Source organism: Halorubrum distributum JCM 10118, assembly GCF_000337335.1.
In the GTDB taxonomy this organism is placed as follows: domain Archaea; phylum Halobacteriota; class Halobacteria; order Halobacteriales; family Haloferacaceae; genus Halorubrum; species Halorubrum distributum.
Map to the genome: position 1 here is coordinate 106956 of NZ_AOJN01000055.1, position 26259 is coordinate 133214.

Below are 26259 nucleotides of genomic sequence, written 5' to 3' on the forward strand. Positions count from 1 at the left end.
ATGGAATACGTTTACGCTGCGCTCATCCTGAACGAGACTGGCGAAGAGATCAACGAAGACAACGTCACCGGCGTGCTGGAAGCCGCCGGCGTCGACGTCGAGGAGTCCCGCGTCAAGGCGCTCGTCGCCGCGCTGGAGGACGTCGACATCGAGGAGGCCATCGAGACGGCCGCCGCGGCCCCGGCCGCCGGCGCGTCCGCCGGTGGCTCCGCGGACGCCGACGCGTCCGCCGACGAGGCGGACGCCGACGACGACGATGACGACGACGAGGCCGAGGCCGCCGACGAGGCGGACGACGACGAGGAAGAGGGCGACGGCGGCGAAGGGCTCGGCGAGCTCTTCGGCTGAGCCGGCGCGCGACTCCCCGACGCCGACAGCGTCGACCGACCACCGATTTTTCGCGACGCGTCAGTATCCGGAATGATAACGCCGTCAGCGATTTTATATGACGATCGCGGAAACGGAGAGTCGATGAAGATCGTCGACGGCGACAAGGCGGAGTGCGACCGGTGCGAGTCGGTGTTCCCGCTCGCGGACGTCTCCCTGTTGGAGAAGGAGACCAACCGCAACTACGAGCGGGTGCTGTGCGAGGAGTGTCTGAAGATCGTCGGCGTGCCGCGGGGGTACACCCTGCGGCGGGACATCACGCACCTCGCGACGTGAGCGCCCCGCGGGCGGGACGCCCATCGAAGTCCTTTTTTAGCGGCGACGGGAAGCCGCACTCATGGAAATCGACGCGGAGCTCCGTCGGCAGATCACGGTCTCGCTGGCGGCGGCCGCGGTGTTCATCGTCGGGCTGATCGCCATCGGGGTCACCTTCGGCGGGTCGACGGTCCTTCCGGAGGCGGGAGCGATCGCGCTCGTCGCGCTGTTGGCCGGGTTCGTCCTCCTGATGGCCGGCGTCGGAACGTACCTGATGCGCGCGAAAGACGAGTCGTAGCCCCCCGGACCGTCACCGCTCTTTTCGGCCGCTTTCCGTGTCCGACCTGCGGCGTTTACGCTTCGTCCGCCCCGTCAGCCTCGCGTCCGACGCCTGAGTCTTCGTCCGCCCCGTCAGCCTCGCGTCCGTCCCGCCAGTCGGTCACGTCGTCGGCGGCGGCCACCCGCTTCTCGTAGTACGAGAGGGGGTCGGCAGCCACCTGCATGTGGTCGTCCTCGTTGTGGCAGATCCCGTAGTTCGCGAGCGTCTCGCAGGTCGGCGGGGGGTACTGGGTCCCCCGGTCGTCTGTCAGGAACTCGGTCTGGTAGCGGATCCCCTCGGCGTCGAGGCTCGTGTCCGCGCAGAAGGCGACGACCTCGTCGGGCGTCATGCCGATGCCGACGAGGAACGCCATCAGCGCGAACGACTCCGCCGCGGAGAGCGCGGCGTCGCGCTCCGCCTTCTCGATCAGGTTCGTCATACACGGCGGGAACAGCGCGGGGGCGACGACGTCCGGCGGCTCGGCGTACGTCCGCTCGGAGAGCAGCCGCCGGAGGTCGGCGACGCGGGACTCCAGCGCCGCGGCGATCTCCTCGTCCGCGCCCAGCTCGAAGGGGAGCCCCTCGGCGACCCGCGCCTCGACGGCGGCCTCGAGCGCCGCGAGCAGCTCCTCGCGGGAGACGCGCACCGCGCCGTCGGCGAGCGCGCGGTTGACGAGCCGCCACGAGTCGCCCCACTCGGGCGAGGTGAGCCGGAGGTACGGGCCGACGTCGATCCGGTAGTGGTCGGGGTCGCGGCCGGCACCGGTGGCGCCGGTTCCGGCACCGCGGACGCCGGCCGGCGCGGTGGCGTCCGGGCGCACGGCGTCCGCGAGGTCGAACTCCGCGAGCAGGTCGTCGAGCCCGACGGTCGCGGACGACACCGACCGCAGCTCGTCGTCGGTCTCCAGGTCGCGGCGGACCCGCTCCATGGCGGTCGCCGCCTCCGCAGCGGCGTACTTCTCGATGGCGGGGTCGGAGTCGAGCAGCGAGACGAGGATCCGCGCGATGGGGTACGAGAGCAGCTCCGCCTGCGTGTCGGACGCGGACTCGCCGGGGAACTCGCCGCTCTCGGCGGCGACGGTCCCTTCGAGGAGGGCGCGCTCGACGCGCTCGCGGGCGCGCTCGACCGCCGGGGCGTCGGCCGCGACGAGCTCCGGCAGCGACACCGCGGCCTCGGCGACCGCCTCGCGGGCGCTCGCGAAGAACGGGTACTTGGCGTCGAGCGCGTCCATGTCGGCCCGAGGTAGTGAGGGCCGGCGAATAAGCGGTGCGGTCCGCGGTCGGTCGGCACGGCAGGGGACCCGGCCGGCGGCGGCTACTCGTCCGTCTCCTCGACGGCCGCGCCCGGCGCGTTCGACTTGACGCTCCGGAGCCCCTGTTTCGCCTTCTGCTTGGAGGCGTACCCCTGGCCGCCGTCGGCGATGACGTTGCCGTTGTCGTGGCGGAGCCGCCAGCGGTACTCGTCCGCGCTGTCGCGGAACAGCTCGAACGTCGCGTCGCTGCCGCCCTCGTCGGGGGCCTCCTCGTCGCGCGAGACGTCGACAACGTGCGCGCCCGGCGCGTTCCGCTGGACGCTCTCGATCCCCGAGCGGGCGTCGCGCTTGTCGGCGTACCCCTCGCCGCCGTCGGCGACGATGTTGCCGTTGTCGTGACGGAGCCGCCAGCGGTACTGGTCGGCGCTGTCGGCGTACAGCTCGAACGTCGCCTTGCTCGCGGCCGCGTCCTCGTCGACCGCGGCCGCCTCGTCGGGCCACTCCATCTCGACCTCGAAGTGGACGGTCCCGTCCGCGCGCTCCAGTTCGACCTCGACGTCGCCGGTCGCCCCCGGATCGACCGTCACCGTTCCCTCCTCGTCGACCGGCACCGGCTCCCCCCGTCCGAGCGCCCTGGCGATCCGCCGAAGGTACGTGGCTAACCCCTGTCGGGTCCGCGACCGGCTCGACTCGTGGATGGTGTCGTCTGACATACAGGGAAGCAGTCTGCGCCGCGAAACAAAAGCGTATGCCCGAACCGAGGGCACGACCGCGGAGCCGCCGCTACGCGTCGGCGTCCGGCCGCTCCGAGTCGTCGCCCGGCCGCTCCGCGACGATCGTCTCGCCCGCGCGCACGCTGTCGCCCTCGGCGACGAGCAGGTCGTCGCGGCCTACGTCCGCGGGCAACACCACGTCGGCGCGCGAGCCGAACGAGACGTGGCCGACGCGGTCGCCGCGCTCGACGCGGTCGCCGGCCTCGACGGACGGGTGGATCCGCCGGGCGAACCAGCCCGCGATGACGAGCAGCTCGTACTCGCCGAAGTCGATCGCGACCTGCTCGTTGCGGTCCGACTCCTTGTCGAACGCCGGGCGGTTCGCGCCGGGGCGGTGGCGGACCTCGCGGACCTCGCCCGCGAGCGGCGCGCGGTTGACGTGGACGTCGGTGACGTTCATGAACACGCCGACGCGGAGCCGCGAGCCCTCCTCGCGCACCACGGAGACGGTGCCATCGGCCGGAGAGACGACCGCCTCCTCGCCCGTCGGCGGGTCGCGCTCGGGGTCGCGGTGGAACCAAAGGACCCCGAGCGCGAGCGCGACGAGCGCGGCGCCGACCGGCGGGACGAACGGCAGCGCGACGGCGCCCGCGAGCGCCGGGACGAGCGCCAAGTCCCACGCGGCGTCGACCACCGGGAACGGGAGGAGCCGCGAGAGCGGCGGCGCGCGGCTCACGGCGCCACCTCCGCGTCCCGCAGTTCGGGCGAGAGCTCGGTCCGGCCCGCCGCCCACGCCGCGAGCAGGTGGACGAGGTGGGTCGTGTCGTCGAGCCCATCGGACATGTCGAGGTCTGCCTCGCCGGCGAGCGCGTGGAGCCGCGCGAGGTCGTCGCCGCCGTACTCGGAGCCGGCGCGGGCGACGCGGAGCGTCTCGCGGAGCAGCTCCCCCCCGTCGTACCCCTCGTCGAGGAGGTCGTCGAGCGTCGAGCGCGCGTCTTTCAGGTCGCCGCTCCGGGCGTCGGCGAGCGCCTCGCGGAGCGCGTCGTCGTCGCCGACCTCGCCCAGCGTCTCGTAGGCGGTCGACATGGTGATCTCGCCGCCCTCGACCGCGGTCGCCTGCGCCGAGAGGATCGCCTCGCGGAGGTCGCCGCCGGCCGCGCTGGCGACGAACTCCAGCCCGTCGCCGTCGTAGTCGACGCCCTCGCGGCCGCAGATCGTTTCGAGGACGTCGATCGTCTCGTCCGTCGTCGGCGAGCGCACGCGGACCGGGAAGCAGCGCGACCGGATCGGGGCGATGAGCTTCGAGGGCTGGCGGGTCGCGATCACGAACTGGGTGGTCCGGTGGTGTTTCTCCATCACGCGGCGCAGCGCCTGCTGGAAGTCCTCGCGGATCGCCTCCGCGTTGTCCAAGAGGACCGTCTTGTACTCGCCGGACATCGGCGCGTACGACGCCGACTCCTTCAGCACGCGGTTTATCATGTCGCGTTTCGCCATCGAGCTCCGACCGGCGAGGAACCCCTCGAACCGCGGGTCGGTCCGGATCTCCTTTTTCGTCCGGCCGAAGAAGTCGGCGACGTTGATCTCGATCAGGTCGGCGTCCGGGTCGGCGTGCGACGCGTCGGCGAGCGCCCGCGCCGCCGCGGTCTTCCCGACCCCCGGCGGCCCCTGAACGACGAGGTTCATCGGCTCGTCGACGGCCCGGCGCAGCCGGTCGCGGGCCTCGTCCTGCCGGATCTCGTCGAGGTCGGGCGCGTGCGTGTCTATCCACAGCGGTCCGTCCATGCCGTATGGGTCCGGCCCGAGCGCTCAAGAATCGGTCGGTCGGCGCGCCGAGACGGCGAGCAGGTCCCGGTATCGGAGGGAAGAACACGTCCCGAATCGAGGGCGACCCCGTGACGTTTCGTTACGATCACCCCCCTGCGATCCGTTTAGAAGTGGGGTGTCGAGGACATCTCGACGACCGACATCACGCCCACAGAATAGATTATAGGTATTCTTCTACCTTCTCGATTGTCTTGAGTTTTTAATAATAATTTGAGTAAATGAACATCAATCGTTAAGTATGGGCCAGCCGAATCTGTGGGCACATGTCACGTGACAACAGCGGAGATTCGGAGAGCGGACTCACCCGTCGCCACTACGTTGCCGGCGCCGGGAGCCTCGCAACCGTGGGGATCGCCGGCTGTTCCGGCGGCGGCGACGGCGGCGACGGCGGCAGCGGAGATGCGGTCGAAGCGCTACACGGCTGGACCGGCGGCGACGGCGCCGCGGCGGCCGAGGCGCTCGAGGAGGCGTTCAACGAGGCGCATCCCGACACCGACCTCAACATGAACGCCATCGGCGGCGGCGGCAACCAGAACCTTGACGCCGTGGTCGCGAACCGGCTCCAGAGCGACGACCCGCCGGGGTCGTTCGCCGGGTGGCCCGGTCCGAACCTCCAGCGCTACGAGGGCGTCCTCGGCAGCGTCGACGACGTCTGGGAGGAGAACGGCTTCGAGGACGCGATGGTCGACGAGGCCGTCGAACTCCACCAGCAGGGGGGTAGCTACCGGGCCGTGCCGCTCGGCTCCCACCGGCTGAACTGCCTCTTCTACAACGTCTCGGTCGTCGAGGACGCCGGGATCGACGTCGAGTCGCTGAACAGCACCGCGGCGCTCATCGACGCCCTGGAGACCGTCAGCAGCGAGACCGACGCGATCCCGATGACCCACGGGATGTCCGGCACGTGGACGACGACCCAGCTGTGGGGCGCCGTGATGCTCGGCGAGAACGGCTACCAGCCGTACATGGACTTCCTCGCCGGCGACGGCGACGAGGCGGCCGTGCGCGCGGCGTTCGAGCGCACCGCCGAGATCCTGGAGAACCACATCAGCGAGGACGCGTCCTCGATCGGGCTGACCGACTCGAACCAGAACATCATCAACGGCGAGGCCGCCTTCATCCACCAGGGTAACTGGGCGGCGGGCGCGTTCCGGAACGCCGAGGACTTCGAGTACGAGGACGACTGGGGCTTCAAGACGTTCCCCGGCACGGAGGGGATGTACACGCTCCACTTCGACTCGTTCATCTACCCGGCGAACAACCCGACGCCCGAGGCCTCGAAGACCTGGGAGGCGTTCGTCGGCAGCCCCGAAGCGCAGATCGCCTTCAACCAGTTCAAGGGGTCGATCCCGACCCGCACCGACGTGAGCATGGACGAGTTCGGTCCGTACCTCCAGGAGACGGCCGAGGACTTCGCCAACGCGGAGTACCGGCCGCCGAACCTCCAGCACGGGCTCGGCGTCCCCTCCGAGACGATGACGCAGCTCAACGAGGTCATCTCCTCGGAGTTCACCGGCCCGTACAACGTCGACGCGGCGACGACGGGCTTCCTGGACGCGGTGTCGAACTGAGCACGACCAGATGCTCGATTTTTACCGTCGATTGTACCGGACGATCAGGCCCTCCTCGGGGGACGACGAGAGCGAGGTTCGCGCCGACGGCGGCGTCGTGAGCGACGGCCCCGCCGCCGACCCGCCGACGGAGCCGGACCGGGACGCGACGGCGCGTCTCAAGTCGGCCCTGGACCGGCGGTTCGGGAGCGACTTCATGGAGTCGTCGATATTCTGGCTCCCGCCGTTCCTGCTGATGGGCCTGTTCGTCTACGGTGCGGTCATCTGGAACCTGCTGATCTCGCTGACCGACTACCAGCGGTTCGAGAACGCGCCGGACTACTCGGACCTCGACTTCGAGATGTACACCCGGGCGCTCGCGGACTCCGGGTTCGTCGACGCCGCGGTCAACACGCTCATCCTGCTCGTCTTGTTCACGGCGGGAACGCTCGTCGTCGGCCTCCTGCTGGCCATCCTGATCGACAGGGGGATCCGCTTCGAGAACTCGTTCCGGACGGTCTACCTCCTGCCGATGAGCCTCTCGTTCGTTGTCACCGCCCAGTTCTGGCTGTGGATCTACAACTACAACAACGGGATCGCCAACAGCGTCATCGGGACGTTCGGCCTCGGGCCGGTGAGCTGGCTCGGTAATCAGGACATCGTCCTCTACGCGATCATCTTCGCGTTGATGTGGCAGTTCTCGGGGTACGCGATGGTCGTGTACCTCGCCGGCCTGCGCGCGATTCCGAGGGAGCACTACGAGGCGGCCAAGGTCGACGGCGCGTCGACCCTGAAGATGTACTGGCGCGTGATCATTCCCCAGCTGAAGGGCGCGACCATCAGCGCCGCCGTCGTGCTGATGGTGTTCGGCATGAAGGCGTTCGACTTCCTCTACTCGCTGGTGGGGGGGTACCGGCCGCCGAACGGCGCCGACATCCTCGCGACGAAGATGGTGCGCGAGGCGTACGCGAACCTCAACTGGGCGTACGGGTCGGCGATCGCGATCGTCCTGTTCGCGATGGCGCTCGGCGTCATCGGCCCGTACCTCGTCTACGAATACCGGAGGGATAACCTATGAGCGACGAAGAACTTCGAACCGACGGCGGCGCGACGACGACGACGGCGCGGCTGCGCCGGAACCTCGACCAGATGACGGCGGAGGACGCCGGCCTGTACGTCGTCCTGATCTTCGCGGCGGCGTTCTACCTCGTCCCGATCGAGTCCGGACTGGTGACCTCGTTCAAGACCGGAACCGCGATCATCGAGACGGCGCCGTTCGCTCCGCCGGGGCCGTCCGGATTCACCCTCGAGAAGTGGCAGACGGCGATCGACGCCCTGCTTCGCGGGATGGGGAACAGCCTGCTGTACGCCGTGCCCGCGACGGTCATCTCGGCTGTCGTCGGGAGCGTCACGGCGTACGGGCTGACGATCCCGACCTGGAAGAAGTCGTACAAGGCGGTGGTGCTAATGCTGATCATCGCCGGGATCTTCATCCCGTACCAGGCCGTGCTGGTACCGCTGACCCAGTTCTGGTCGCAGTGGGCCCAGCTCGACCAGGTGTTGTCGTTCGTCTGGGCGCTCGGCGTCTCGAACGACTACGCCGGCATCGTCGAGCTGGTGATCACCCACGTCGCCTACGGGATCCCGATCTGTACGCTCCTGTTCCGGACGTACTACAAGACGATGAGCGAGGAGATGATCGAGTCGGCCCGCCTCGACGGGGCGACGCTCCGTCGGGTGTACCGCCGGATCGTTCTCCCGCTGTCGGGACCGATGTTCGCCGTCGTCCTCATCTATCAGTTCACCCAGATCTGGAACGACCTCCTGTTCACGCTGGTGCTCGTCTCGACGGAGTCGAGTCCCGCGGCGCCCGTCGTGTTAATCTTAGCGGGTCTCGGGACCTCGCTGGAGGGGCAGGACTTCGCGCTCCGGATGGCCGGCGCGTTCTTCGCGGCGCTGCCGACGCTGGCAGTGTACATCTTCTTCGGCGAGGAGTTCGCCGATGGGGTGGCGGCGTGACCCGGACGCCCACATCTGCCGGCGGCGGCGGTCGCCCGGGACGACGGCGGCCGGACTGCGAGGCGGCGCGGCGCGCGAACGACCACACGACACCGACCACAACACAAAGACATGGCAACGCTTGAACTCGACTCGATAACGAAGACGTTCCAGGACGGAGACGAGGAGATCGTCGCGGTCGACGACGTCTCGATGTCGATCGACGACGGCGAGTTCCTCGTCGTCGTCGGTCCCTCCGGCTGCGGGAAGTCCACGACGCTCCGGATGGTCGCCGGCCTGGAGACGATCACCGCCGGCACGCTCAGCATCGACGACCGCGTCGTCAACGACGTGAAGTCACAGGACCGGGACATCGCGATGGTGTTCCAGTCGTACGCGCTCTACCCGCACATGAGCGTCCGACAGAACATGTCGTTCGGCCTCGAGGAGTCGACGGACCTCCCGGACGACGAGATCAACCGGATGGTCTCGGAGACGGGCGAGATGCTCGGCATCTCGAACCTGCTCGACCGGAAGCCGAGCGACCTCTCCGGCGGCCAACAGCAGCGGGTCGCGCTCGGCCGCGCCATCGTCCGCGACCCCGAGGTGTTCCTGATGGACGAGCCGCTGAGCAACCTCGACGCGAAGCTCCGTGCGGAGATGCGGACCGAGCTCCAGCGGCTCCAGAACGACCTCGGCGTGACGACGGTGTACGTCACCCACGACCAGACGGAGGCGATGACGATGGGCGACCGGATCGCCATCCTCGACGGCGGCGAGCTCCAGCAGGTCGCGACGCCGCTGGAGTGTTACCACGAGCCGGCCAACCAGTTCGTCGCGAGCTTCCTCGGGGAGCCGTCGATGAACTTCTTCGACGTGACGCTGGAGGGCAACCGGCTCGTCGGCGACGCCTTCGAGTACCCGATCCGCGAGGACGTCCGGGCCGACCTCGGCGACGCGACCGACCTCGTCCTCGGGATCCGCCCCGAGGCCGTCGAACTCGTCGACAAGGCCGGCGACCACGAGTTCGAGACCACCGTCGACGTCGTCGAGCCGATGGGCGACGAGAACACGGTGTACCTCCACTTCGACCCGGACGCCGACCCCGAGAACGCGTCGGCGCTCGTCGCGACGATCGACGGGTTCAACCGAGTCAGCGAGGGCGACACGGTGACCGCGCGGATCCCGGAGGACGCGATCCACCTCTTCGACCGGAGAACGGGCGAGGCGCTCCACAACCGGTCGATGAAGGACGCGGCCGACCAGGTCGACCTCTGAGGGCCGGCGGCGCGCGGTCGCCGTCGTTTTTTAGATATCTCGCTCCGCCCGACGCTCACCAGTACTTCGTCCGGTCGACGCCGTCGGCGAGCAGCGCCGCGGCGGCGACGTGCGCGTACGCGCCCCACGCGAGCGCGAGCAGCGCCGCGACGCTCCGCGTGGCCGTCGCCGCGAGCGCGGTCCACGCGACGACGACGAGGACCGTCGCGCCGACCCACGCGAGGAAGTACGAGCTGGAGGCGGTCCCGGTGAGCGCCTCGCGCCGCAGGCCGGCGCGGAGCCCCTCGCGGACGCTCACGGCGGCCGCCGACGGGAAGAGGTACGCGCAGACGACCGTGACGAGCAGCGCGACGGTCGAGAGCGTCGCGAGGCCAACGCCGCTCAGCGCGCTCGGGACCCGCCCGGCCGCGACGACGTAGCCGACGCCGACGACGGTGACGACCGCCGGGGAGAGGTAGACGGCGGCGGCGCCGGAGAGTCGCCCGGCGAGCCGCGCCGTCGTGCCCGTCGCGACGGCCGGGAACCCGTCGCCGGCGAGCACGCCGCCGACGAGGCCGAGGAACGCGGCGAGCGGGCCGACGGCGAGCAGGAGCGGCGCCGCGAGCGCCCAGTCGGGCCAGAGGCGGGCCGCGACCCGGAGCAGCGCGCCGGCGAGGAACAGCGCCGCGAGGCACGTCGCGGTGCCGTCCAGCCGCGTCCGGTCGGCGACCGGGTAGCGGAGGGCCTCGAGGAACATCTCACGCACCCCGCGGCGGGCCGGCGGCGCCACGCGTCCGCGGGCGGTCGGTCGGTTCGAACACGTTCGAGCGCCTCGTCGCCGGTCCGCAAAACGGTGTCGGTCGCGCCCATCGCGCGGAGCACGGGGCGGTCACTCTCGCAGCCGCTCCATCTCGCGGCGGACCCCCTCGCGGACGCGGTCGGTCACGTCGCCGTCGGCCGGCCCGTCGACGGTTTCGGCGTCCTCGGTCTCCAGCAGGCGGTCGAGCTTGCGCTCGAACTCCCGCTCGTCGATGTCGCCGTTGGCGTACCGCTCGCGGAGGGCGTCGAGCGCGGGGTCGCCGGTCGCGTCCTCGCCGCCGTCGGGGTCGGCGTCCGGGACCGGCTTCGTCAGGGTGTGGAGGACGGGGAGGAGGATGACGAGGCCGAAGAACCACACGAGCGGGAGGGTCCACCAGAGGCCGGTGAGGAGCGGGGCGGCGACGCCGGCGCCGACGACGCAGAGCGCGAACACCCGCCGCCAGCGGTGGCGGAGGTTCCACGCGACCCGGCGGGCGAGTCCGGTCATGATTGAGGCGACGCCTGCGAGGCGGAAAGCGGTTTCGTCGGCGGGCCGCGGCGGGGCGTGGCGGGCCGCGCCGGCGGTCACGCGTGCTCGCGATCCTCGATCACCAGCCGGTCGCCCGGCTCGACGCCGTGGCGGTCGCTCCACCCGCGCGGCACTTCGAGGACGTACCGTCCGGTCCCCTCGTAGCGCGTGAGCGGCCGCGACTCCGGTTCGGCCTCGTGGATCCTCGTGACCGTTCCGTTGGCGTCGACGAAGACGATGTCGAGCGCGAACGCCATGTCGCGCATCACGTAGGCGCGCTCGGCGCTCTCGCCGTGGACGAACAACATTCCCTCACCGTCGTCGAGGGCCTCGGTCGCGGAGAGCCCGACGTACTGCTTGACGAAGCCGTCGGCGACTCGGGCCTCGACGGTCGCGAGCGTCTCGCCCGTCTCGCCGTCGACCGCCTCGACCGTGGCGGTGTCGTAGCCAGTGATGAGAAGGGCCGGGTTCGTCGCGGCGACGGCGGCTCCGAGGAGGCCGACGAGCGCGAGCGCGGCCGCGATCCCGACGAGGCGGCGGTTCACGGTCGGGGTTCGCGTCGCGGAAGGAAATCGTTTTCCGCTCTCGGCGGGTTCAGACGGGTGAGGGCTCGTGGTCTAGCTGGTTATGACGCGGCCTTTACAAGGCTGAGATCGGCGGTTCGAACCCGCCCGAGCCCATCTCCTGCGGCGAGCAATCCGCGAGCCGCAGGNCGCCATCAGAGATGTGTATAAGAGACAGGTTCGAACCCTGAAAGACGCAGCGACGAGCGAAGCGAGACGACCGTCTTTCTTCGGTTCGAACCCGCCCGAGCCCACTTGTCGGCGCCGCGAACAACTCGTGAGCGCCGCCGCCGTGACTGTTCGAGGGCGGGTTTGAACCCTATCGGTCGCGCGCAGCGAACGGAGTGAGCGAGCACGTCCGATTTCGGTTCGAACCCGCCCGAGCCCATCTCCTGCGGCGAGCAATCCGCGAGCCGCAGGTACGGAGGGGTCGGTTTGAAAACCTGGAGAAGTTACTGGAACTGGCTCCCGAGGGTCGCTTGTCCGTGGCCGCCCGCGTCCCCGTCGATTGACTCGGACTCGTTGTACGGAGAGTGCGTCACGGCGTATCCGCTCTCTGTCTGCTCAACCCCGTCGATCGTATAGAGTTGGAGAGGCTTCTCCTGTTTCGTCGTGACCGGGAAGTCGTAGTTTTCGGCGTCGTATTTGAACTCCTTGCCGGCTTCTAAGCGCCGTTCAACGAACTCCTCGTGGTCTCGAATTCGCTTCGAAACCGTGGCGTGAGCGAGTTCCGCGACGCCGGCGACCTCCGCGTCGAACACCTCCGTGAACTTCTCTTGGAGCTCGTATCCGACGGAGTTCCGAGCGGCGATCATCGCCGCCAGCGAGGTCGTCCCAGTTCCCCAGAACGGATCGAGTACTGTGTCTCCGTAGACGCTGTACATGTTGATGAGCCTGTACGGGACCTCCAGCGGGTACGCGGCCGAACGATCCCTGAGCTCGGTGTCGGCGTCCGTCAGCTCCTGAGACGTTCCCCGAACGTCTTCCCAGACGTCGGAGAACCACTCGTTGCGCTCTTCCCAGAAGTACGCCGACTCGTACCGGACGTCGTTCCCGGACGGGAACTCCCGGCTCTGTTTCCCGTTACGGAAGACGAGCAGGTACTCGTGTTCGAGGGTCGCGTAGGCGTTCGGCGGCATCATCCCCGACCCCATGAACTTCGCCGCCGAGTTGGCGGGCTTCCGCCAGAGGATGTCCGGGAGGGGTTCGAACCCCATATCGTCGAAGTATTCGGTGATCCGCGCGTGGTTCTGGTAGACTCTGAAACTGTCGTCCACCTTCCGAGTCGCGTCTCCGATGTTGATACACGCGATCCCGCCGTCGACGAGGACCCGTTCGACTTCCTCCCACGTCTCGGCGAGTTCCTCGTGCATCAGGTCGAAGGCCCGCCGACCGTCACCGTCGTCGAGAGACGTTTCAATGTCTGCGTTCAGCGAGAAGAAGAGATCGTCCCACATCTCGATCATCGGGTACGGCGGGGAAGTCACGACGAGTTCGACGCCGTCGTCCTCTATCTCTGACAGCGAGCGCGAGTTCCCGATGAAAATATCGTGGGAAGTTTCCATGCGTATAAGCTACTCATGCGGGTGTTTGTAGTTATTGGTGGAGTTCGGGATCAGTCATCCTCGTCTCCGATCTCGATGTCCATCTCCTCGCTTAATTCGGACGCGTTGACCGTCATTGCTTTGTTCGATTTGTTCTCATCGTAGGTGACGATCGGGACCTCAATGCCCTCCTGAAGATCGTCCGGGTACGTGGTCGGTTTTATCTGAACAGGCTGGTCGCCGACGTATCCGTCAATACCTTTGCTTTCGTCCTCAGCGCTCGCACGAGTCACCTCTTCGTTATACATCTCGCCCAGTTTCCGCAGTATCGCTTCCTGAATGTCGAAGCCCTCGTAGGTTTTGAACAAAACTAAATCGCGGAGGAAATCGTGCGTCATCTCCTCGTCGATCTCCTCGAATGCGTCTCGCATCTTTTCAACCATCGGGTACGCTGTCTCGGTGGCCTCCTCGAGTCGTTCGTCTCCGTCGTGTTCCGTTTTGTAGTATTTCACCCAGTCCTCGAACGTTCCGTCAGGATGCTCCTGGCGAAACTCTTCAATGATCTCGCTCATCTGCCCCACGACCCGCGGTCGATTAGACTGTGAGAGGTTGACTGCGGGCCTCAGCAGATACGTTGTGTACTTTGGATTATCGATAGGGAACTCTTCGACCTCTTCGGCGACTAACCGGTCACGCTCTTCCTCGGAAATTCTGAACTCGTCTTCATCAGACATATTTCAGACTACATGTCAGAGTGTGAAAAATACCTAGGCCATAGGGCCGGACACGAAAACGAGTGTTCGTCGTGTTCGCGTAGTTTTGCCGGTCCCTCCCTCCAGTCGTCCCCGATTCACGGTAGCCGGTTTCTCAGAGGTCGTCCGCGTCGAACTTCAGAAGCCCGGCGAGCGGCGGCGCGAGCGTCCAGAACACGAGCATCGCGGCCGCCGACAGCTGCTGGTTCACGGTGTCGCCGCTGAACAGTTGCTCCGCGAGGAAGGCGTTCGACAGCGCCTCGACGGCGGTCGTCGGGTTCGAGACCCGGAGGAACACGTTGATCTGGGCCGCGGACACCGGCAGCGCGTCGACGACCGGCCCGACCGCACCCACCAACTGGCCGGTGAGCGGGCCCCACAACAGGACGAAGAGGACGTAGACTCCGACGCCGCCGATGAGCGCCCGGCGCTGGGTCGACGACGCGGCCGAGCAGCCCACGGAGATGGCGACGAACACGACGCCGAGCGCGGCCGCGAACACGGTGTAGCCGAGGAACGCGCCGGCGTTGAACACGACCGGCGCGGCGATCAGCACCAGCGCGGGCAGCAGGAACCCGGCGAACACCGCGAGCGCGAGCGCCGCACCGCGGCCGGCGACCTTCCCCAGGACCACGTCGGCCCGCGAGTGCGGCAGCGACAGGAGGAGCTTCAGCGAGCCGGACTCGCGCTCGCCGCTCACCGCGTTGTAGCCGACGACGACGCCGACGAGGGGGACCAGCGTCGTGACGAGGAAGCGCCCGACGAAGGCGCTCAACAGGAGTTCGGTCGCGAACTGCTCGCTCTCGCCGGTGGGCCGCACCGCGTACGCGAACGCCGCGACGAGCAGCGAGAACAGCACCACCAGGGCGATCATGCCGCGCGACTGGACCGTCTCCCGGAAGTCCTTCCGAGCGATGGCGGCGAGGCTCATCTGTCCACCTCCTCTTCCGCCGGTTCGTCGTCGGCCGTCGGTCCGGGGTCGGTCGGGTCGACACCTGTCGGTCCGGAATCGGCCTCCTCGGAGTCCGAACTCGCCGCGTCGCCCTCCGTGTACGCCAGGAAGAGGTCCTCCAGCGACGCCTCGCGGGTGTGGAAGTCGGCGACCGCGACGCCGGCGTCCTCCAGGGCGGCGATCACGTCCGTCTTCGCGTCGCTGGCGCAGTTCACCACCAGTTCGTCGCCGTCGCGGGTGACGCCGGAGACGCCGGGGAGCGCGCGGACGGCGGCGACCGCGTCGTCGTCGGCGCCCGCGGCCGCGACCTCCAGGGTCTCCTCGCCGCCGACGGCCTCGCGGAGCCCCTCGACTGAGTCCTCGGCGACGAGTTCGCCGTCGCGCAGGATGCCGACGCGGTCGCAGACGGCGTCGACCTGCTCGAGGATGTGCGAGGAGAAGAAGACGGTCGCGCCGCGCTCGGCCTCCGCGCGGACGATCTCGCGCATCTCCTTCGCGCCGGCCGGGTCGAGCCCGGAGGACGGCTCGTCGAGGATCAGCAGGTCTGGGTCGTCGACGAGCGCCATCGCGAGGGCGAGCCGCTGGCGCATCCCCTTCGAGTACTCGCCGGCGTCGCGGTCGGCGGCGTCGGCGAGGCCGACGCGCGCCAGCAGCGCGTCCGGGTCGTCGGCGGCGTCCTTCGACTCGACGGCGAACTCGACGTGGCGCCGACCGGAGAGGCGGTCGTACACCGAGAAGCCGTCGGGGAGGACGCCCGTCCGGCGCCGGATATCGACCCCGTCCGTCGCCACGTCGGCGCCGAGCACGCGGACGGTCCCCGCGGTCGGGCGGACGAGGTGTAAGAGCATGTCGATCGTCGTCGACTTGCCCGCGCCGTTCGGGCCGAGGAACCCGTACACCTCGCCGTCTTCGACGGTGAGATCGAGGTCGCGGACGGCCGTGACGTCGCCGAACTCCTTGGTCACGCCCCGCAGTTCGATCGCGGTCATATCGTTCGGTCCCGTCGTAAGTTGATAAATGGTTGCGGGTCGTCGCGGAGCGCGGCCGATGGCGAGCACACCCTCCTCGCCTCAGTCGTCGGTCGGCGGCCAGTCGACGCCGCGGTCGGCGAGCAGGGCGGCGAAGTCGTCCTCGTCGACGACGGGCACGCCCTCCGCGTCGGCGTCGTCGCGCTTCGACCGGCCGGGACTCTCGCCGGCGACGAGGTAGTCGGTGTTCCCGGAGACGCTTGACGTCGCCGACGCGCCGCGCGCCTCGACGTGCGCCTGAGCCTCGCTTCGCGGGACGGAGAGCGACCCCGTGAACACGAAGGTGAGCCCGTCGAGCGCGTCGGCCGAGCCGTCGCCCGCGTCGGTCTCGAACGGCTCGGGGTCGACGCCGCGCTCGCGGAGCCCCTCGATCGCGGCACGGTTCTCCTCGCGATCGAAAAACGCGCGAATCGACCCGGCGACCTCGGGACCGACGTCGTCGACCTCGCGGAGGGCCGCCTCGTCTGCGTCGAGGAGGGCGTCGAGCGTCCCGAAGTGCGCGGCGAGCGCCCGGGCGGTCGTCGCGCCCACGTCCGGGATCCCGAGCCCGGCGAGGAAGTCGTCGAGCGCCGGCTCGCGGGTCGCGTCGAGCTCGGCGATCAGGTTCTCGGCGCTCGTCTCGCCCCACCCCTCCAGCGCCGCCAGCTCGTCGGCGGTCAGGTCGTACAGGTCCGGGAGCGACTCCACGAGACCGGCCTCGCGGAGCTGCTCGACCCGCTCGGGGCCGAGCCCCTCCACGTCGAGCGCGTCGCGGCGCGCCCAGTGTTCGACCGCACGCTCCAACTGCGCCGGGCAGCCGAGCCCGCCGGTACAGAACGCGAGCGGGCCGTCGCGCTCGACGTCGGCCCCGCAGACCGGGCAGGCGTCGGGGAACGCGTAGGTCCCCTCGCTGCGCTTCTCGACGACCTCGGGGACGTACGGGATCACGTCGCCCGCGCGGTAGATCCGGACGCGGTCGCCGACGTTCACGCCGAGCGCCTCGATCTCGGCGGGGTTGTGGAGCGTCGCGCGAGAGACGGTGACCCCGCCGACGTCGACGGGGTCGAGCTCGGCGACGGGCGTGAGCCGCCCGGTGCGGCCCACCTGGACCGTGACCCCCTCGACGGTCGTCGTCGCGGTCCGCGGCGGGAACTTGTGCGCGAACGCCCAGCGGGGCGCGCGCGACGTGCTCCCGAGCGCCTCGCGGTGGGCGAGGGCGTCGACCTTGATCACGACGCCGTCGACGGCGTAGTTCAGGTCGTCGCGCGCGGCCAGGATCTCGTCGCGGTAGTCGATCGCGGCCTCGACGTCGTGGACGACCTCCACCCGGTCGTTCCGGCGGAGGCCGAACGACGCGAACGCGTCGAGCGCCTCGCGGTGGCGCGCGGGGCGGTCGGGGCCGTCCTCGCCCGCCTCCCACGCGAGCACGTCGAAGAAGAAGACGTCGAGCGGGCGCTCGGCGACGACCGCGGGGTCGAGCTGGCGGAGCGTGCCGGCCGCGGCGTTGCGCGGGTTCGCGAACGGCTCCTCGCCGCGCTCGATCAGGCCCTCGTTGTACGCCTCGAACGCGTCGCGGGGCATGTACACCTCGCCCCGGACCGCGAGCCGGTCGGGGTGGTCGTCGCCGCGCAGGCGGCCGGGGACCGAGCGGATCGTGCGGACCTGCTCGGTGACGTCGTCGCCCTCGCGGCCGTCGCCGCGGGTGGCCGCGCGGACGTACTCGCCGTCCTCGTATATCACCTCGATCGAGAGGCCGTCGAACTTCGGCTCGCAGACGTACGCGAGGTCGGCCGGGTCGAAGTCGGCGAGGTCGCCGGAGCCGGCCGCGTCGGCCAGCCCCTCGCGGACCCGCTGGTCGAACTCGCGGACCGCCGCGGCGTCAGTGTCGTTGTCGATGGAGAGCATCGGCGCGACGTGCTCGACGGTGTCGAGTTCGTCCAGCGGCTCGCCCCCGACGCGCCGCGTCGGGGAGTCCTCGGTCGGGAGGTCGAACGCGGCTTCGAGGTCGCGCAGGCGGGCGAACAGCGCGTCGTACGCCTCGTCCGAGATCAGCGGGTCAGCCGCGACGTAGTACCGGTGGTCGTGCTCGCGGACCGCCGCCCGGAGCAGTTCGGCCTGCTCGGCGGCCGCGTCCGCCGAGAGGTCCTCGACCGGCTCGAAGTCGGTCGGGGGGGCCTCGACGTAGGGGTTCTCGTCCGGGTCCGCGTGCCGGGCCGACGACCCGGATTGCGCGCTCGTCATCGCCCGACCCTTGCGTCGGCTCGGATTAAAAGCGACCGTTCGTGTCGCTCCGCGGCCGGGTGCGCAGATCGGCGGCGACGAGACGATTTATAACTGAACGCGCGGTGGCGCGTGCCGGCGAGCGGCCGCCCTCGGCGGCCGCGAGTCGCACGCGCGAGGGAGTCGGGCGCTCCGAGGGCGACCGGAGGGAGCCCGAGGGATGCGCCCGACGAGGCTGGGGAGGCGNTCGGAGCGAAGCGGAGACCGGCCGACGAGGCTGGGGAGGCGTGAGGTGCGGTTGCCGTGCGGGCGGGGATCAAAGGGGCAGCCGCGAGGGCGAAGGCGCGCGACGCAAGTAGCGTGGCGCTACGCGCCACGGAAAGCCGGCGGCGAAGCCGCCGGCGGCACCGCAGGAACGAGTGAAACGAGCGACGAGGAGCACGGCGAGCGCACCGAGCCGTCGCGGCTGGGGCTTTGGAAGTGGTCTCCGTCGATCCGCTGACAGCCACTTATAAAAGACCGGCCGAGGCCTCGGGGACGTTCACCGCGAAATCACCGCTCAACTATCGACACTCGACTGCGAGGCCGCTCGGTCAGTTATAAAGTCCCCACCAGGCTGAGTTCGCCTATTCGACGCGTTCGCCGCGCGCGAACACGGCTTCGGGGTTCTGCCACGCCGCGACATCCTCGTTCGGATCGGCGTCGAGGACGACGAGGTCGGCCCGATATCCTTCCTCGACGCGGCCGACGTCGTCGAGGCCGAGCAGGTCGGCGGCGTTGACGGTGGCGGCTTCGAGGGCCCGCTCCGGCGAGAGCCCGTAGTCGACCATGTGGGCCATCTCCTGCGGGATCTCCTCGAAGAAGTTGAACGGCGTGCCCGCGTCGGTCCCCATCGCGATCGAAACCCCGGCCTCCAGCGCGTGGTCCCAGGCGTCGTCGAAGCGGTCCGCGGCGTCCTCGGCCTTCGCGACGGCGTCCTCGGGGATCCCGGCCTCGACGCCGTTGTCGACGATGCCGCGGAGCGCGCTCGCGGTCGGCACCCAGTAGGTGCCGCGCTCGGCCATCATCTCGGCGGCCTCCCGGTCCATGAACGTCCCGTGTTCGACGCTGGAGATGCCGGCCTCGACCGCGTTCTTGATCCCCTCCTCGCCGTGAGCATGGGCCGCGGTGGGCGTGTCGGTCGGCGCGGCCGCGTCGGTGAACGCGGCCAGCTCTTCGGGGGTCAGTTCCGGGGCGCCCGTCACCGCGCCCTCGGTGAGGACGCCGCCGGTGGCCATACACTTGAGCACGTCCGCGCCGGCCTTCAGCTGCTCGCGGGCCGCCTTCCGCACCTCCGCGGGGCTGTCGGCCTCGCGCCCGAACCAGTTGCCGTGGCCGCCGGTCATGATCACGTTGCGGCCGCACGCGAGGACCCGGGGGCCGTCGATCTCGCCGGAAGCGACCGCCTCGCCGGCGTCGAGCGCGAGCGTCCCGCGGCTGCCGAGGTCGCGGACCGTCGTGACGCCGGCCGAGACGGCGGCTTCGAGGTTGCTCGCGGCCCGGTAGCTCGCGGCGTAGTCGCTCTCCGAGACCGCGGTCGAGACGTCCGGGCGCCCGTCCATCATGACGTGGACGTGCGCGTCGATCAGTCCGGGCGCGACGACCTGCCCGCCGACGTCGACCTCGGCGGGCTTGCCGTCGCGCGCCGCGAGCGCCTCGTCGACCGCTTCCGGCTCGCCGACCGCGACGATCTCACCGTGCGCGACCGCCACGTCGGCCTCGCGGGTCCCCGCTGCGTCCGCCACGCGACCGCCTCGAAGTACGTACATACCGCAGTAAGGGATCTTTGAGGTGGTAAACGCTCGGGTCGCGGTAGCCGGCGAGGCGCGATCGGAACCGCGTCATCCGCCCCTACTTATAAACGGGTAGCCGGAGTCGTCTCTGGTATGGTACGTGATGACCAGGCAAATCAAGAGGGCGGTCTGTACGAGCGGCGGATCGGGACGCCGAAGACGGCCGACGAGGTGAACGGCTACTGGCTGTTCGGGTTCGGGGTGCTGCTCGGCCTCGTCGGCGTCGCCCTGTTCCTCCTCACCGAGCGGGGGACGACCGCGCGCGGCATCGGGTACGCGCTCGCGGCGCTGGCGCCGCCGTTCATCATGCTCGGCGCCGTGATCCGGTTCCCGCTCCGTCGGACGGGGACGTCCCTCGGGTATCTGGGGATCGCGGTGAGCGTCCTCGCCGTGGTGTGGTTCGTGAACATCTTCCCGGACGGTTGGTCCACTACCACCGGCGAGACGACGATAATCGCCGTCTACAGCGTCGGACTGTTCCTCATCGGCCTCGCGGGAACGGTCGTCCCGCTGCTGTCCGACCCCGTCTACGAGGACTACGAGCGGATGCGCGGCGAGACGGCCGCGGCGACCGCGACCGCCGAGGAGACGAGCGGCGAGCTTGACGCGACCCGCGAGGAGCTGGAGACGACTCGGGAGGAGCTGGCCGCGACCGAGTCCGAACTGGAGACCGCCCGCGAGGAGCGCTCCGAAACGAAGTCGGAGCTCGAAGCGGCGCGCGAGGAGGCGACGGCCGCGGAGGCCGCGGCCGCGTCGCTCCGGGAGAGCAAGGCCCGGTTCGAGCTGTTCGAGGACGCAAGCGGGAAGCCGCGCTGGCGGCTCCGGCACCGCAACGGCAACGTCATCGCGGCCTCCGGGCAGGGGTACAGCAGCCGGGGGAAGGCCCAGCAGGGGCTCCACAGCGTGCGGCGGAACGCGCTCGGCGCGGGCCTCCTCCGGATCGAGACGCCCGTCGAGGAGGCCGAGGCGGTCGCCGACGACGACGGCCCGGAACCGGAGGACGCCGCGGAGCCGGACGTCGCTATCCCGGACGAGTCGGCGGCGCCGGAGAGCCGGGCGACCTTCGAGCTGTTCGCGGACAACGCCGACGAGTGGCGCTTCCGGCTGCGCCACGACAACGGCAACGTCGTCGGCGACTCCGGCGAGGGGTACGCCTCCAAGTCGAACGCGAAGCGCGCGCTCGCGAAGCTGCGCGACCACGTCGCCGCCGCGGACTACCTCCGGATCGACCCCGCGGCGTTCGAGGTGTTCCGCGACGCGGCCGGCGAGTACCGCTGGCGGCTCGTCCACGAGAACGGGAACATCCTCGCCGACTCCGGCGAGGGGTACGCCTCCCGACAGAAGGCCCGGCAGGGGCTCGACAGCGTCAGGTCGAACGCGGGCGGCGCCGGCCTCGCGTTCCCCGACGACGAGGGCGCGGAGGGGCGAGCGGGCGACGGCGAGAGCAAGGCGACGTTCGAGGCCTACGAGGACAGGGGCGGGTCGTGGCGCTGGCGGCTCGTGCATGACAACGGGAACATCATCGCCGACGGCGGCGAGGGGTACGCCTCGAAGTCGAACGCGACGGACGCGGTCGAGCGCGTGAGCGAGTACGCGCCCGACGCGAACGCCCTCGCCGCTGGGAGCGCGGCGTTCGAGATCTACGAGGACGCCGCCGAGGAGTGGCGCTGGCGGCTCCGCCACCGCAACGGCAACGTCCTCGCCGACTCCGGTGAAGGGTACGCCTCTCGGTCGAACGCCGTCGAGGCCGTGACCCGCGTGAAGGCGAACGCGCCCGGCGCGGAGACGGTCGAGAAGTAGACGCACGAGCGGGCGGTTCGAGCGGATTTTTCGCGTTCCGACTCAGGTCGCCGCCAAGAGCTTCAGCCGCAGGTCGCGCTCGTCGACCTCGTACTTGAACGCCGGGTTGCCGTCGACGAGCACGTACGGGACGCGCTCGCCGTACTCCTCGGCCAGTTCGGGGTCGGTGTCGACGTCGACCTCGTCGAGTTCGACCGTCACGCCGTCGAGGTCGGCCGCGACGGACTCGATCGTCTCGCGCGCGACGACGCACAGCGAGCAGTCCTCGCGGGTGTAGAGGGTGACCGGAACGGTCGCGGGGTCGTCGTTCCCGCTCACGGCTCGCCGTCGTCGGCCAGCAGCTCCTCGGCGACCGTCGCGGCGTCCAGCAGATCGGGATCGACCGCGAGGTCGGCGACGGTCGCGACGAACTCCGGCAGCGACCGGCTCGCGTACGTGACGACACGGACGTCCGGGTTCAGCTCCTTCGCGACCGGGATCCCGGTCGCCTCCTCGACGTCCGTGAGGACGAAGTAGGCCGCGTCGGCGACCCCCGCTTCTTCGAGCTTCGTCGCCGTGACGAGCCCGTCGACGCGGCGGATCTCGACGCCCAGCGCCGCCAGTTCCTCGCCGAGACCGTTCTCGTCGGGGCCGGCGACGACGGCGAGTGACTGGTCCGTCATCACTCGTACTCGATCGTCGCGGGCGGCTTGTGGGTCACGTCGTACACCACGCGCGCCACGTTCTCGTTCTCGCCGGTGATCCGGCTCTGGATCCGCTGGAGCGTGCTCCAGTCGAGCTCCTGTGCGCGGGCGGTCATCCCGTCGCGGCTCTCGACGGAGCGCACCGCGACCACCCAGCCGTGGACGCGGTTGTCGCCCTTGACGCCCGTCGCCTTGCCGAGGACCGCGGCGAACGCCTGCCACGGGTCGTACTCCTCCAGCTCCTCCTCGACGACGTGAGTCGCCTCGCGGGCGACGTCGGCCTTCTCCGGGGTCACCTCGCCGACGATCCGGACGGCGAGCCCGGGCCCGGGGAACGGCATCCGCTCGGAGATGATCTCCTCGAGGCCGAGCTTCCGGGCGACCTCGCGCACCTCGTCCTTGTAGAGGTCGCGGACGGGCTCGACGATCCCCTCGAAGTCGACGACCTCGGGGAGCCCGCCGACGTTGTGGTGGGACTTGATGTTCCCCTCGGACTCGATGCGGTCGGGATAGATCGTCCCCTGGACGAGGAAGTCGGCGTCGACGTCGCGCGCGACCGTCTCGAACTCGTCGATGAACCCCTCGCCGATGACGTGGCGCTTCTCCTCCGGGTCGGTGACGCCTTCGAGCCGGTCGAAGAACCGGTCCTGCGCCTCGATCACCCGCAGCGACTCCATGAAGTCGAACGTGTCGCGGATCTCCGCGGTCTCTCCCTTCCGCATCAGCCCCGTGTCGACGTAGACGGGGGTGAGCTGGTCGCCGACCGCCTCGTACGCGAGCGTCGCCGCGACCGAGGAGTCGACGCCGCCGGAGAGGGCGATCACGGCGTTCGCGTCGCCGATCGCCTCCCGGATCTCCGCTTTCGCCTCCGCGATGAATTCCTCCGTCTCGACCATCTATAGCCTCACGTCCGCGTTCCGCTCGGTTGTGTCCGTCGATCCGAGCGCCGCCTCGACGAGCGCGACGAACGGCGGGCTCGCGCGGTCCGGGCGCGACCGGAACTCGGGGTGCGCCTGCGTCCCGAAGAAGAACGGGTGGTCCGGGCGTTCGAGGATCTCCATCCGGTTGTCCGCGCGCCCGGAGAAGACGAGGCCGTCGGCCTCCAAGGCGTCGATGTACTCGGGGTTCACCTCGTAGCGGTGGCGGTGGCGCTCGGTACAGGAGTCGGCGCCGTACACCGCGGCCGCGAGCGTGTCGGGCTCGATGTCGGTCTCGTGGGCGCCGAGCCGCATCGTCCCGCCCATGTCCTCCGTCTCGTACTGATCGGGGAGGAGGTCGATGACCGGGTGAGGGGTTTCGGGGTCGATCTCCGCGGAGTGCGCGCCGTCGAGGCCGAGAATGTTCCGCGCGTGTTCGACGACCGCCATCTGGAAGCCCAGGCAGAGCCCGAGGAACGGCACGTCGTTCTCGCGGGCGTAGCGGATCGCCTCGATCTTCCCGTCGGTGCCGCGGGAGCCGAAGCCGCCGGGGACGACGACGGCGTCCGCCTCGGCGAGCCGCTGTTCGTGCTCCTCCTGCGTCTCGTCGGCGTCGACCCACAGCACGTTCACCTCGGTGCCGGTCTGGATGCCGGCGTGTTTCAGCGCCTCGTGGATCGACATGTAGGCGTCCTCGAGCGCGTACTTGCCGACCAAGGCCACGTCGATCTCCTCGTCGCGGTCGCGGGTGACCAGGTCGCGCCACTCCGTCGACCGCTCTTCCTTCGGGAGCGCCTCGTCGACGAGGCCGAGCCGCTCCATCACGTACTCGTCGAGCCCCTCGTCTTCGACCATCAGCGGGACGTGGTAGATGTCCTCGACGTCGGGATTCGAGAAGACGGCGTCCGTGGGCACGTCACAGAACAGGGCGATCTTCTCTTTCGTCTCCGGGTCCAGCCGGTCCTCCGAGCGCCCGACCAAGATATCGGGCTGGAGCCCGATCGACCGCAGCTCCTTCACGGAGTGTTGGGTCGGCTTCGTCTTCTGCTCGCCGTTCTTCGAGTACGGGACGAGGGTGACGTGCGTGAAGAGGATGTCCTCGTCGTCCTCCTCGTGGGCGAACTGGCGGAGCGCCTCGAGGAACGGCATCGACTCGATGTCGCCGACCGTGCCGCCGATCTCGATGAGACAGACGTCCGACCCCTCGGCCGCCTCCCGGATCCGGCGCTTGATGTCGTCGGTGACGTGCGGGATGATCTGGACGGTCTTGCCGAGGTAGTCCCCGGCGCGCTCGCGCTCGATGACGTGCTGGTACGTCTTCCCCGTGGTGACGTTGTGGTCGAACGTCATGTCGGTGCCGAGGAAGCGCTCGTAGTTGCCCAGGTCGAGGTCGACCTCGCCGCCGTCCTTTAACACGTACACCTCGCCGTGCTCGTACGGGTTCATCGTCCCGGCGTCGACGTTGAGGTAGGGGTCCACCTTGACGGCGGTGACGTCAAAGCCCGCGTTGGCGAGAAGGCGCCCGGTGCTGGCGGCCGTGATGCCCTTCCCCAGCCCGGACATCACACCGCCCGTGACGAACACGAACTTCCGACCCAGCGAGGGGTCGTACCCCGTGTCGGGATCTGCTGGCATATCGACCGTCCGTCAGGGGCCGGCAAAACCGTTTCGGACCCTCCGTTTCGGGTGGACGTTCGTGACGATCTGGCGAGGCGCCGCCCGACCGCCCGATAGCGGGGCGGCCGACTCACTCCGGCGCGGCGAGCCGGTAGCACATGCCGGGCTCGTCGGTGTCCTCCGGGGCGCGCTCGGTGTAGTAGATCCCGTCGTCGGTGACGAACGGCGCGCTGGTCACCTCGCCGTTGCCCTCGACCGCCCAGGTCACCGAGCCGTCCCCGCGGTCGAGCGCGTAGAGGTGCTCGTCGTACGAGCCGACGAGGACGTGTTCGTTCGTCACCGTCACGTTCCCCGTGATCCACCCGTCCGTCGGGGTCGCCCACAGCTCCTCGCCGGTCGCCAAGTCGATCGCGTAGACGTTCCTGTCGTGGCTCCCGACGTACACCGTCCCGTCGTGGACCGCCGGCGAGCACATGACGCCGCCCGTGCGGATCGGGTCGGGGTCGCTCGACGGCGACACGGACTCGTCCGTCTCGAACGCCCAGAGCCCGGAGCCGTCGGTGACGTCGACGGCGGTGACGGTGCCGGCCCACGACGGGACCACCGCGATCCCGCGGCTGATCGCGATCGGCGCCTTGACGTCGCCGCCGGTGTCGAAGGTCCACGCGCGCTCGCGGTCGGCGAAGGACCAGGCGTAGACGCGGCCGTCGTTGGCGCCGAACAGGAAGCGGTCGCGCTCGAGGTCGACCGCGACGGTCGAGTGCGGGTGGTCGGTCGGCCGGCCGTCGCGCCACACCTCCTCGCCGCTCTCGGCGTCCAGCGCGACGGCGGCGCCGCTCGGCGGCGAGAACTCGACGGCGAGGTACAGCGTCCCATCGTGGTACGTCGGGCTGGCGGCGGCCGCGTCACCGACGTCGGTCTGCCACTCGATCTCGCCGCTCGCGACCGAGACCGCGGAGACGACGCCGTCGTAGGTGCCGACGTACGCCAAGCCATCGGCGATCGCGGGGGTACCGTGGCTCCCCCACTTGGCGTCGGAGAGGTCCGTCGCCCAGTTCGTCGTCCCGTCGACCGCGATCGACTGGATCCGGCCCGTGTCGTCGGCGACGAGGATGTCGCCCGACGGCGTCGGCATCGGGCTGCCCTTCGAGGCGGAGTGCTCGCCGCGGTTCGCCGGGACCGACCACCGCACCTCGACGGTCTCGGGTATCGTCGCGTCGATGTGGCCGTGGTTCCGGAGCCCCTGTCGGAACTGCGAGGCGAGTCCGTCGGACGACTGCGGTCGGCCGTCGAGATCCAGCGGCAGGTCGGCTCCGTCAAACCCGGATCCGGCGTCCGCGGCGGGCGAGTCACCGTCGGCCGTCGAGTCGCCGTCGAGCGAGCTACAACCGGCGAGTCCCGCGACGCCGACGCCGCCGGCGACGCGGAGCAGGTCGCGACGCGTCCGTTCTCTCATGGGGACCGGTTCGCGGGTGAGGATAAAAATCCAGTCG

At 69.8% G+C, this 26259-nt stretch carries 26 protein-coding genes and 1 tRNA gene; 9 read left to right on the forward strand and 18 right to left on the reverse strand.

All coding sequences use genetic code 11. The annotated features are described in order from the left end of the window. The 3 genes from rpl12p (at window position 1) to C466_RS12695 (ending at window position 940) form a co-directional block, all read left to right on the forward strand. Window positions 1-348, forward strand: a complete 348-nt coding sequence (gene rpl12p / locus C466_RS12685; RefSeq protein WP_004597655.1) for a 50S ribosomal protein P1 — start codon at window positions 1-3, stop codon at window positions 346-348. Window positions 349-471: 123 nt separating this feature from the next. Continuing rightward, on the forward strand, window positions 472-663 hold the full coding sequence (locus C466_RS12690) for a hypothetical protein (protein WP_004597656.1): 192 nt from the start codon (window positions 472-474) through the stop codon (window positions 661-663). A gap of 61 nt (window positions 664-724) precedes the next feature. After that, on the forward strand, window positions 725-940 hold the full coding sequence (locus C466_RS12695) for a DUF7472 family protein (protein WP_004597657.1): 216 nt from the start codon (window positions 725-727) through the stop codon (window positions 938-940). A 55-nt stretch (window positions 941-995) separates the two neighbouring features. On the opposite strand, the gene C466_RS12700 is transcribed toward C466_RS12695, so the two are convergent. The 4 genes from C466_RS12700 to C466_RS12715 form a co-directional block, all read right to left on the reverse strand. Continuing rightward, the gene (locus C466_RS12700) at window positions 996-2192 is read right to left on the reverse strand and encodes a DNA primase large subunit (RefSeq protein WP_004597659.1); all 1197 of its coding nucleotides are present in this window, start codon (window positions 2190-2192) and stop codon (window positions 996-998) included. Between the two features lie 83 nt (window positions 2193-2275). Beyond that, on the reverse strand, window positions 2276-2926 hold the full coding sequence (locus C466_RS12705) for an HVO_2922 family protein (protein ID WP_004599827.1): 651 nt from the start codon (window positions 2924-2926) through the stop codon (window positions 2276-2278). 70 nt (window positions 2927-2996) lie between these two features. Further along, a complete protein-coding gene (locus tag C466_RS12710; RefSeq protein WP_004597663.1) occupies window positions 2997-3662 on the reverse strand; it encodes a protein sorting system archaetidylserine decarboxylase in 666 nt (221 codons plus the stop codon). Then, entirely contained in the window at window positions 3659-4708 is a 1050-nt protein-coding gene (locus C466_RS12715; protein ID WP_004597665.1) for an AAA family ATPase, read from the reverse strand. Before C466_RS12715 ends, C466_RS12710 begins: the two co-directional genes overlap by 4 nt. A 305-nt stretch (window positions 4709-5013) precedes the next feature. On the opposite strand from C466_RS12715, the gene C466_RS12720 reads away from it, so the two are divergent. The 4 genes from C466_RS12720 to C466_RS12735 all read left to right on the forward strand — a co-directional run bounded on the left by C466_RS12720 (window position 5014) and on the right by C466_RS12735 (window position 9573). Further along, window positions 5014-6318 carry an ABC transporter substrate-binding protein gene (locus C466_RS12720; protein WP_080505978.1) on the forward strand — a complete coding sequence of 435 codons (1305 nt, stop codon included), beginning with the start codon at window positions 5014-5016 and terminating at the stop codon, window positions 6316-6318. A 10-nt stretch (window positions 6319-6328) separates the two neighbouring features. Then, the gene (locus tag C466_RS12725) at window positions 6329-7375 is read left to right on the forward strand and encodes a carbohydrate ABC transporter permease (protein WP_049908379.1); all 1047 of its coding nucleotides are present in this window, start codon (window positions 6329-6331) and stop codon (window positions 7373-7375) included. Continuing rightward, window positions 7372-8316 carry a carbohydrate ABC transporter permease gene (locus C466_RS12730; protein WP_004597672.1) on the forward strand — a complete coding sequence of 315 codons (945 nt, stop codon included), beginning with the start codon at window positions 7372-7374 and terminating at the stop codon, window positions 8314-8316. Before C466_RS12725 ends, C466_RS12730 begins: the two co-directional genes overlap by 4 nt. A gap of 111 nt (window positions 8317-8427) precedes the next feature. Continuing rightward, window positions 8428-9573, forward strand: a complete 1146-nt coding sequence (locus C466_RS12735) for an ABC transporter ATP-binding protein (RefSeq protein ID WP_004597674.1) — start codon at window positions 8428-8430, stop codon at window positions 9571-9573. Between the two features lie 55 nt (window positions 9574-9628). On the opposite strand, the gene C466_RS12740 is transcribed toward C466_RS12735, so the two are convergent. The 3 genes from C466_RS12740 to C466_RS12750 form a co-directional block, all read right to left on the reverse strand. Then, window positions 9629-10309, reverse strand: coding sequence for a hypothetical protein (locus tag C466_RS12740; RefSeq protein WP_004597676.1), 681 nt, complete (start codon window positions 10307-10309; stop codon window positions 9629-9631). Between the two features lie 132 nt (window positions 10310-10441). Then, the gene (locus C466_RS12745) at window positions 10442-10858 is read right to left on the reverse strand and encodes an SHOCT domain-containing protein (RefSeq protein ID WP_049908380.1); all 417 of its coding nucleotides are present in this window, start codon (window positions 10856-10858) and stop codon (window positions 10442-10444) included. A gap of 77 nt (window positions 10859-10935) precedes the next feature. Continuing rightward, complete coding sequence (locus tag C466_RS12750; protein WP_004597680.1) at window positions 10936-11424, reverse strand: DUF192 domain-containing protein; 489 nt, start codon at window positions 11422-11424, stop codon at window positions 10936-10938. Between the two features lie 61 nt (window positions 11425-11485). On the opposite strand from C466_RS12750, the gene C466_RS12755 reads away from it, so the two are divergent. Then, window positions 11486-11559 (forward strand) — tRNA-Val (locus C466_RS12755). 335 nt (window positions 11560-11894) lie between these two features. On the opposite strand, the gene C466_RS12760 is transcribed toward C466_RS12755, so the two are convergent. The 6 genes from C466_RS12760 to C466_RS12785 all read right to left on the reverse strand — a co-directional run bounded on the left by C466_RS12760 (window position 11895) and on the right by C466_RS12785 (window position 19725). Next, a complete protein-coding gene (locus C466_RS12760) occupies window positions 11895-13007 on the reverse strand; it encodes a DNA-methyltransferase (protein ID WP_004597693.1) in 1113 nt (370 codons plus the stop codon). Window positions 13008-13057: 50 nt separating this feature from the next. Beyond that, window positions 13058-13720 carry an MjaI family restriction endonuclease gene (locus C466_RS12765; RefSeq protein WP_007995960.1) on the reverse strand — a complete coding sequence of 221 codons (663 nt, stop codon included), beginning with the start codon at window positions 13718-13720 and terminating at the stop codon, window positions 13058-13060. A 133-nt stretch (window positions 13721-13853) separates the two neighbouring features. Next, the gene (locus C466_RS12770) at window positions 13854-14669 is read right to left on the reverse strand and encodes an ABC transporter permease subunit (RefSeq protein ID WP_004597697.1); all 816 of its coding nucleotides are present in this window, start codon (window positions 14667-14669) and stop codon (window positions 13854-13856) included. Continuing rightward, window positions 14666-15679 (reverse strand): ABC transporter ATP-binding protein, encoded by a 1014-nt coding sequence (locus C466_RS12775; RefSeq protein WP_004597699.1) that lies wholly within the window; start codon window positions 15677-15679, stop codon window positions 14666-14668. The genes C466_RS12770 and C466_RS12775 overlap by 4 nt, the downstream gene beginning before the upstream one ends. Window positions 15680-15760: 81 nt before the next feature. Next, window positions 15761-17938, reverse strand: a complete 2178-nt coding sequence (gene ligA, locus C466_RS12780) for an NAD-dependent DNA ligase LigA (protein ID WP_004597701.1) — start codon at window positions 17936-17938, stop codon at window positions 15761-15763. 605 nt (window positions 17939-18543) lie between these two features. Next, window positions 18544-19725: a metal-dependent hydrolase family protein gene (locus tag C466_RS12785; RefSeq protein ID WP_193366052.1), complete on the reverse strand. Its 1182-nt coding sequence runs from the start codon at window positions 19723-19725 to the stop codon at window positions 18544-18546. Window positions 19726-19842: 117 nt separating this feature from the next. Between C466_RS12785 and C466_RS12790 the strand changes: the two genes are divergently transcribed. Continuing rightward, window positions 19843-21549 (forward strand): HVO_2922 family protein, encoded by a 1707-nt coding sequence (locus C466_RS12790; protein ID WP_004597705.1) that lies wholly within the window; start codon window positions 19843-19845, stop codon window positions 21547-21549. Between the two features lie 42 nt (window positions 21550-21591). Here the strand turns inward: C466_RS12790 and C466_RS12795 are convergent, their stop codons facing one another. The 5 genes from C466_RS12795 to C466_RS12815 form a co-directional block, all read right to left on the reverse strand. After that, window positions 21592-21867 (reverse strand): glutaredoxin family protein, encoded by a 276-nt coding sequence (locus tag C466_RS12795; RefSeq protein ID WP_004597707.1) that lies wholly within the window; start codon window positions 21865-21867, stop codon window positions 21592-21594. After that, window positions 21864-22211 carry a DUF7126 family protein gene (locus tag C466_RS12800; RefSeq protein ID WP_004597709.1) on the reverse strand — a complete coding sequence of 116 codons (348 nt, stop codon included), beginning with the start codon at window positions 22209-22211 and terminating at the stop codon, window positions 21864-21866. The genes C466_RS12795 and C466_RS12800 overlap by 4 nt, the downstream gene beginning before the upstream one ends. Continuing rightward, a complete protein-coding gene (guaA, locus tag C466_RS12805) occupies window positions 22211-23128 on the reverse strand; it encodes a glutamine-hydrolyzing GMP synthase (RefSeq protein WP_004597711.1) in 918 nt (305 codons plus the stop codon). The genes C466_RS12800 and guaA overlap by 1 nt, the downstream gene beginning before the upstream one ends. Continuing rightward, window positions 23129-24784, reverse strand: coding sequence for a CTP synthase (locus C466_RS12810; RefSeq protein WP_004599829.1), 1656 nt, complete (start codon window positions 24782-24784; stop codon window positions 23129-23131). Window positions 24785-24896: 112 nt separating this feature from the next. Further along, window positions 24897-26222, reverse strand: a complete 1326-nt coding sequence (locus C466_RS12815; RefSeq protein WP_049908381.1) for an outer membrane protein assembly factor BamB family protein — start codon at window positions 26220-26222, stop codon at window positions 24897-24899. Window positions 26223-26259 lie beyond the last annotated feature (37 nt).

What these genes read in the sequence shown, in the direction of transcription:
- C466_RS12790 (WP_004597705.1), top strand. Translation starts at nt 19,843, where the DNA reads ATGGTACGTGATGACCAGGCAAATCAAGAGGGCGGTCTGTACGAGCGG.
- C466_RS12810 (WP_004599829.1), bottom strand. Translation starts at nt 24,784, where the DNA reads ATGCCAGCAGATCCCGACACGGGGTACGACCCCTCGCTGGGTCGGAAG.
- C466_RS12765 (WP_007995960.1), bottom strand. Translation starts at nt 13,720, where the DNA reads ATGTCTGATGAAGACGAGTTCAGAATTTCCGAGGAAGAGCGTGACCGG.
- C466_RS12695 (WP_004597657.1), top strand. Translation starts at nt 725, where the DNA reads ATGGAAATCGACGCGGAGCTCCGTCGGCAGATCACGGTCTCGCTGGCG.
- C466_RS12720 (WP_080505978.1), top strand. Translation starts at nt 5,014, where the DNA reads ATGTCACGTGACAACAGCGGAGATTCGGAGAGCGGACTCACCCGTCGC.
- C466_RS12705 (WP_004599827.1), bottom strand. Translation starts at nt 2,926, where the DNA reads ATGTCAGACGACACCATCCACGAGTCGAGCCGGTCGCGGACCCGACAG.
- rpl12p (WP_004597655.1), top strand. Translation starts at nt 1, where the DNA reads ATGGAATACGTTTACGCTGCGCTCATCCTGAACGAGACTGGCGAAGAG.
- ligA (WP_004597701.1), bottom strand. Translation starts at nt 17,938, where the DNA reads ATGACGAGCGCGCAATCCGGGTCGTCGGCCCGGCACGCGGACCCGGAC.
- C466_RS12815 (WP_049908381.1), bottom strand. Translation starts at nt 26,222, where the DNA reads ATGAGAGAACGGACGCGTCGCGACCTGCTCCGCGTCGCCGGCGGCGTC.
- C466_RS12715 (WP_004597665.1), bottom strand. Translation starts at nt 4,708, where the DNA reads ATGGACGGACCGCTGTGGATAGACACGCACGCGCCCGACCTCGACGAG.
- C466_RS12735 (WP_004597674.1), top strand. Translation starts at nt 8,428, where the DNA reads ATGGCAACGCTTGAACTCGACTCGATAACGAAGACGTTCCAGGACGGA.
- C466_RS12760 (WP_004597693.1), bottom strand. Translation starts at nt 13,007, where the DNA reads ATGGAAACTTCCCACGATATTTTCATCGGGAACTCGCGCTCGCTGTCA.
- guaA (WP_004597711.1), bottom strand. Translation starts at nt 23,128, where the DNA reads ATGGTCGAGACGGAGGAATTCATCGCGGAGGCGAAAGCGGAGATCCGG.
- C466_RS12800 (WP_004597709.1), bottom strand. Translation starts at nt 22,211, where the DNA reads ATGACGGACCAGTCACTCGCCGTCGTCGCCGGCCCCGACGAGAACGGT.
- C466_RS12730 (WP_004597672.1), top strand. Translation starts at nt 7,372, where the DNA reads ATGAGCGACGAAGAACTTCGAACCGACGGCGGCGCGACGACGACGACG.
- C466_RS12785 (WP_193366052.1), bottom strand. Translation starts at nt 19,725, where the DNA reads ATGTACGTACTTCGAGGCGGTCGCGTGGCGGACGCAGCGGGGACCCGC.
- C466_RS12775 (WP_004597699.1), bottom strand. Translation starts at nt 15,679, where the DNA reads ATGACCGCGATCGAACTGCGGGGCGTGACCAAGGAGTTCGGCGACGTC.
- C466_RS12725 (WP_049908379.1), top strand. Translation starts at nt 6,329, where the DNA reads ATGCTCGATTTTTACCGTCGATTGTACCGGACGATCAGGCCCTCCTCG.
- C466_RS12770 (WP_004597697.1), bottom strand. Translation starts at nt 14,669, where the DNA reads ATGAGCCTCGCCGCCATCGCTCGGAAGGACTTCCGGGAGACGGTCCAG.
- C466_RS12740 (WP_004597676.1), bottom strand. Translation starts at nt 10,309, where the DNA reads ATGTTCCTCGAGGCCCTCCGCTACCCGGTCGCCGACCGGACGCGGCTG.
- C466_RS12690 (WP_004597656.1), top strand. Translation starts at nt 472, where the DNA reads ATGAAGATCGTCGACGGCGACAAGGCGGAGTGCGACCGGTGCGAGTCG.
- C466_RS12700 (WP_004597659.1), bottom strand. Translation starts at nt 2,192, where the DNA reads ATGGACGCGCTCGACGCCAAGTACCCGTTCTTCGCGAGCGCCCGCGAG.
- C466_RS12745 (WP_049908380.1), bottom strand. Translation starts at nt 10,858, where the DNA reads ATGACCGGACTCGCCCGCCGGGTCGCGTGGAACCTCCGCCACCGCTGG.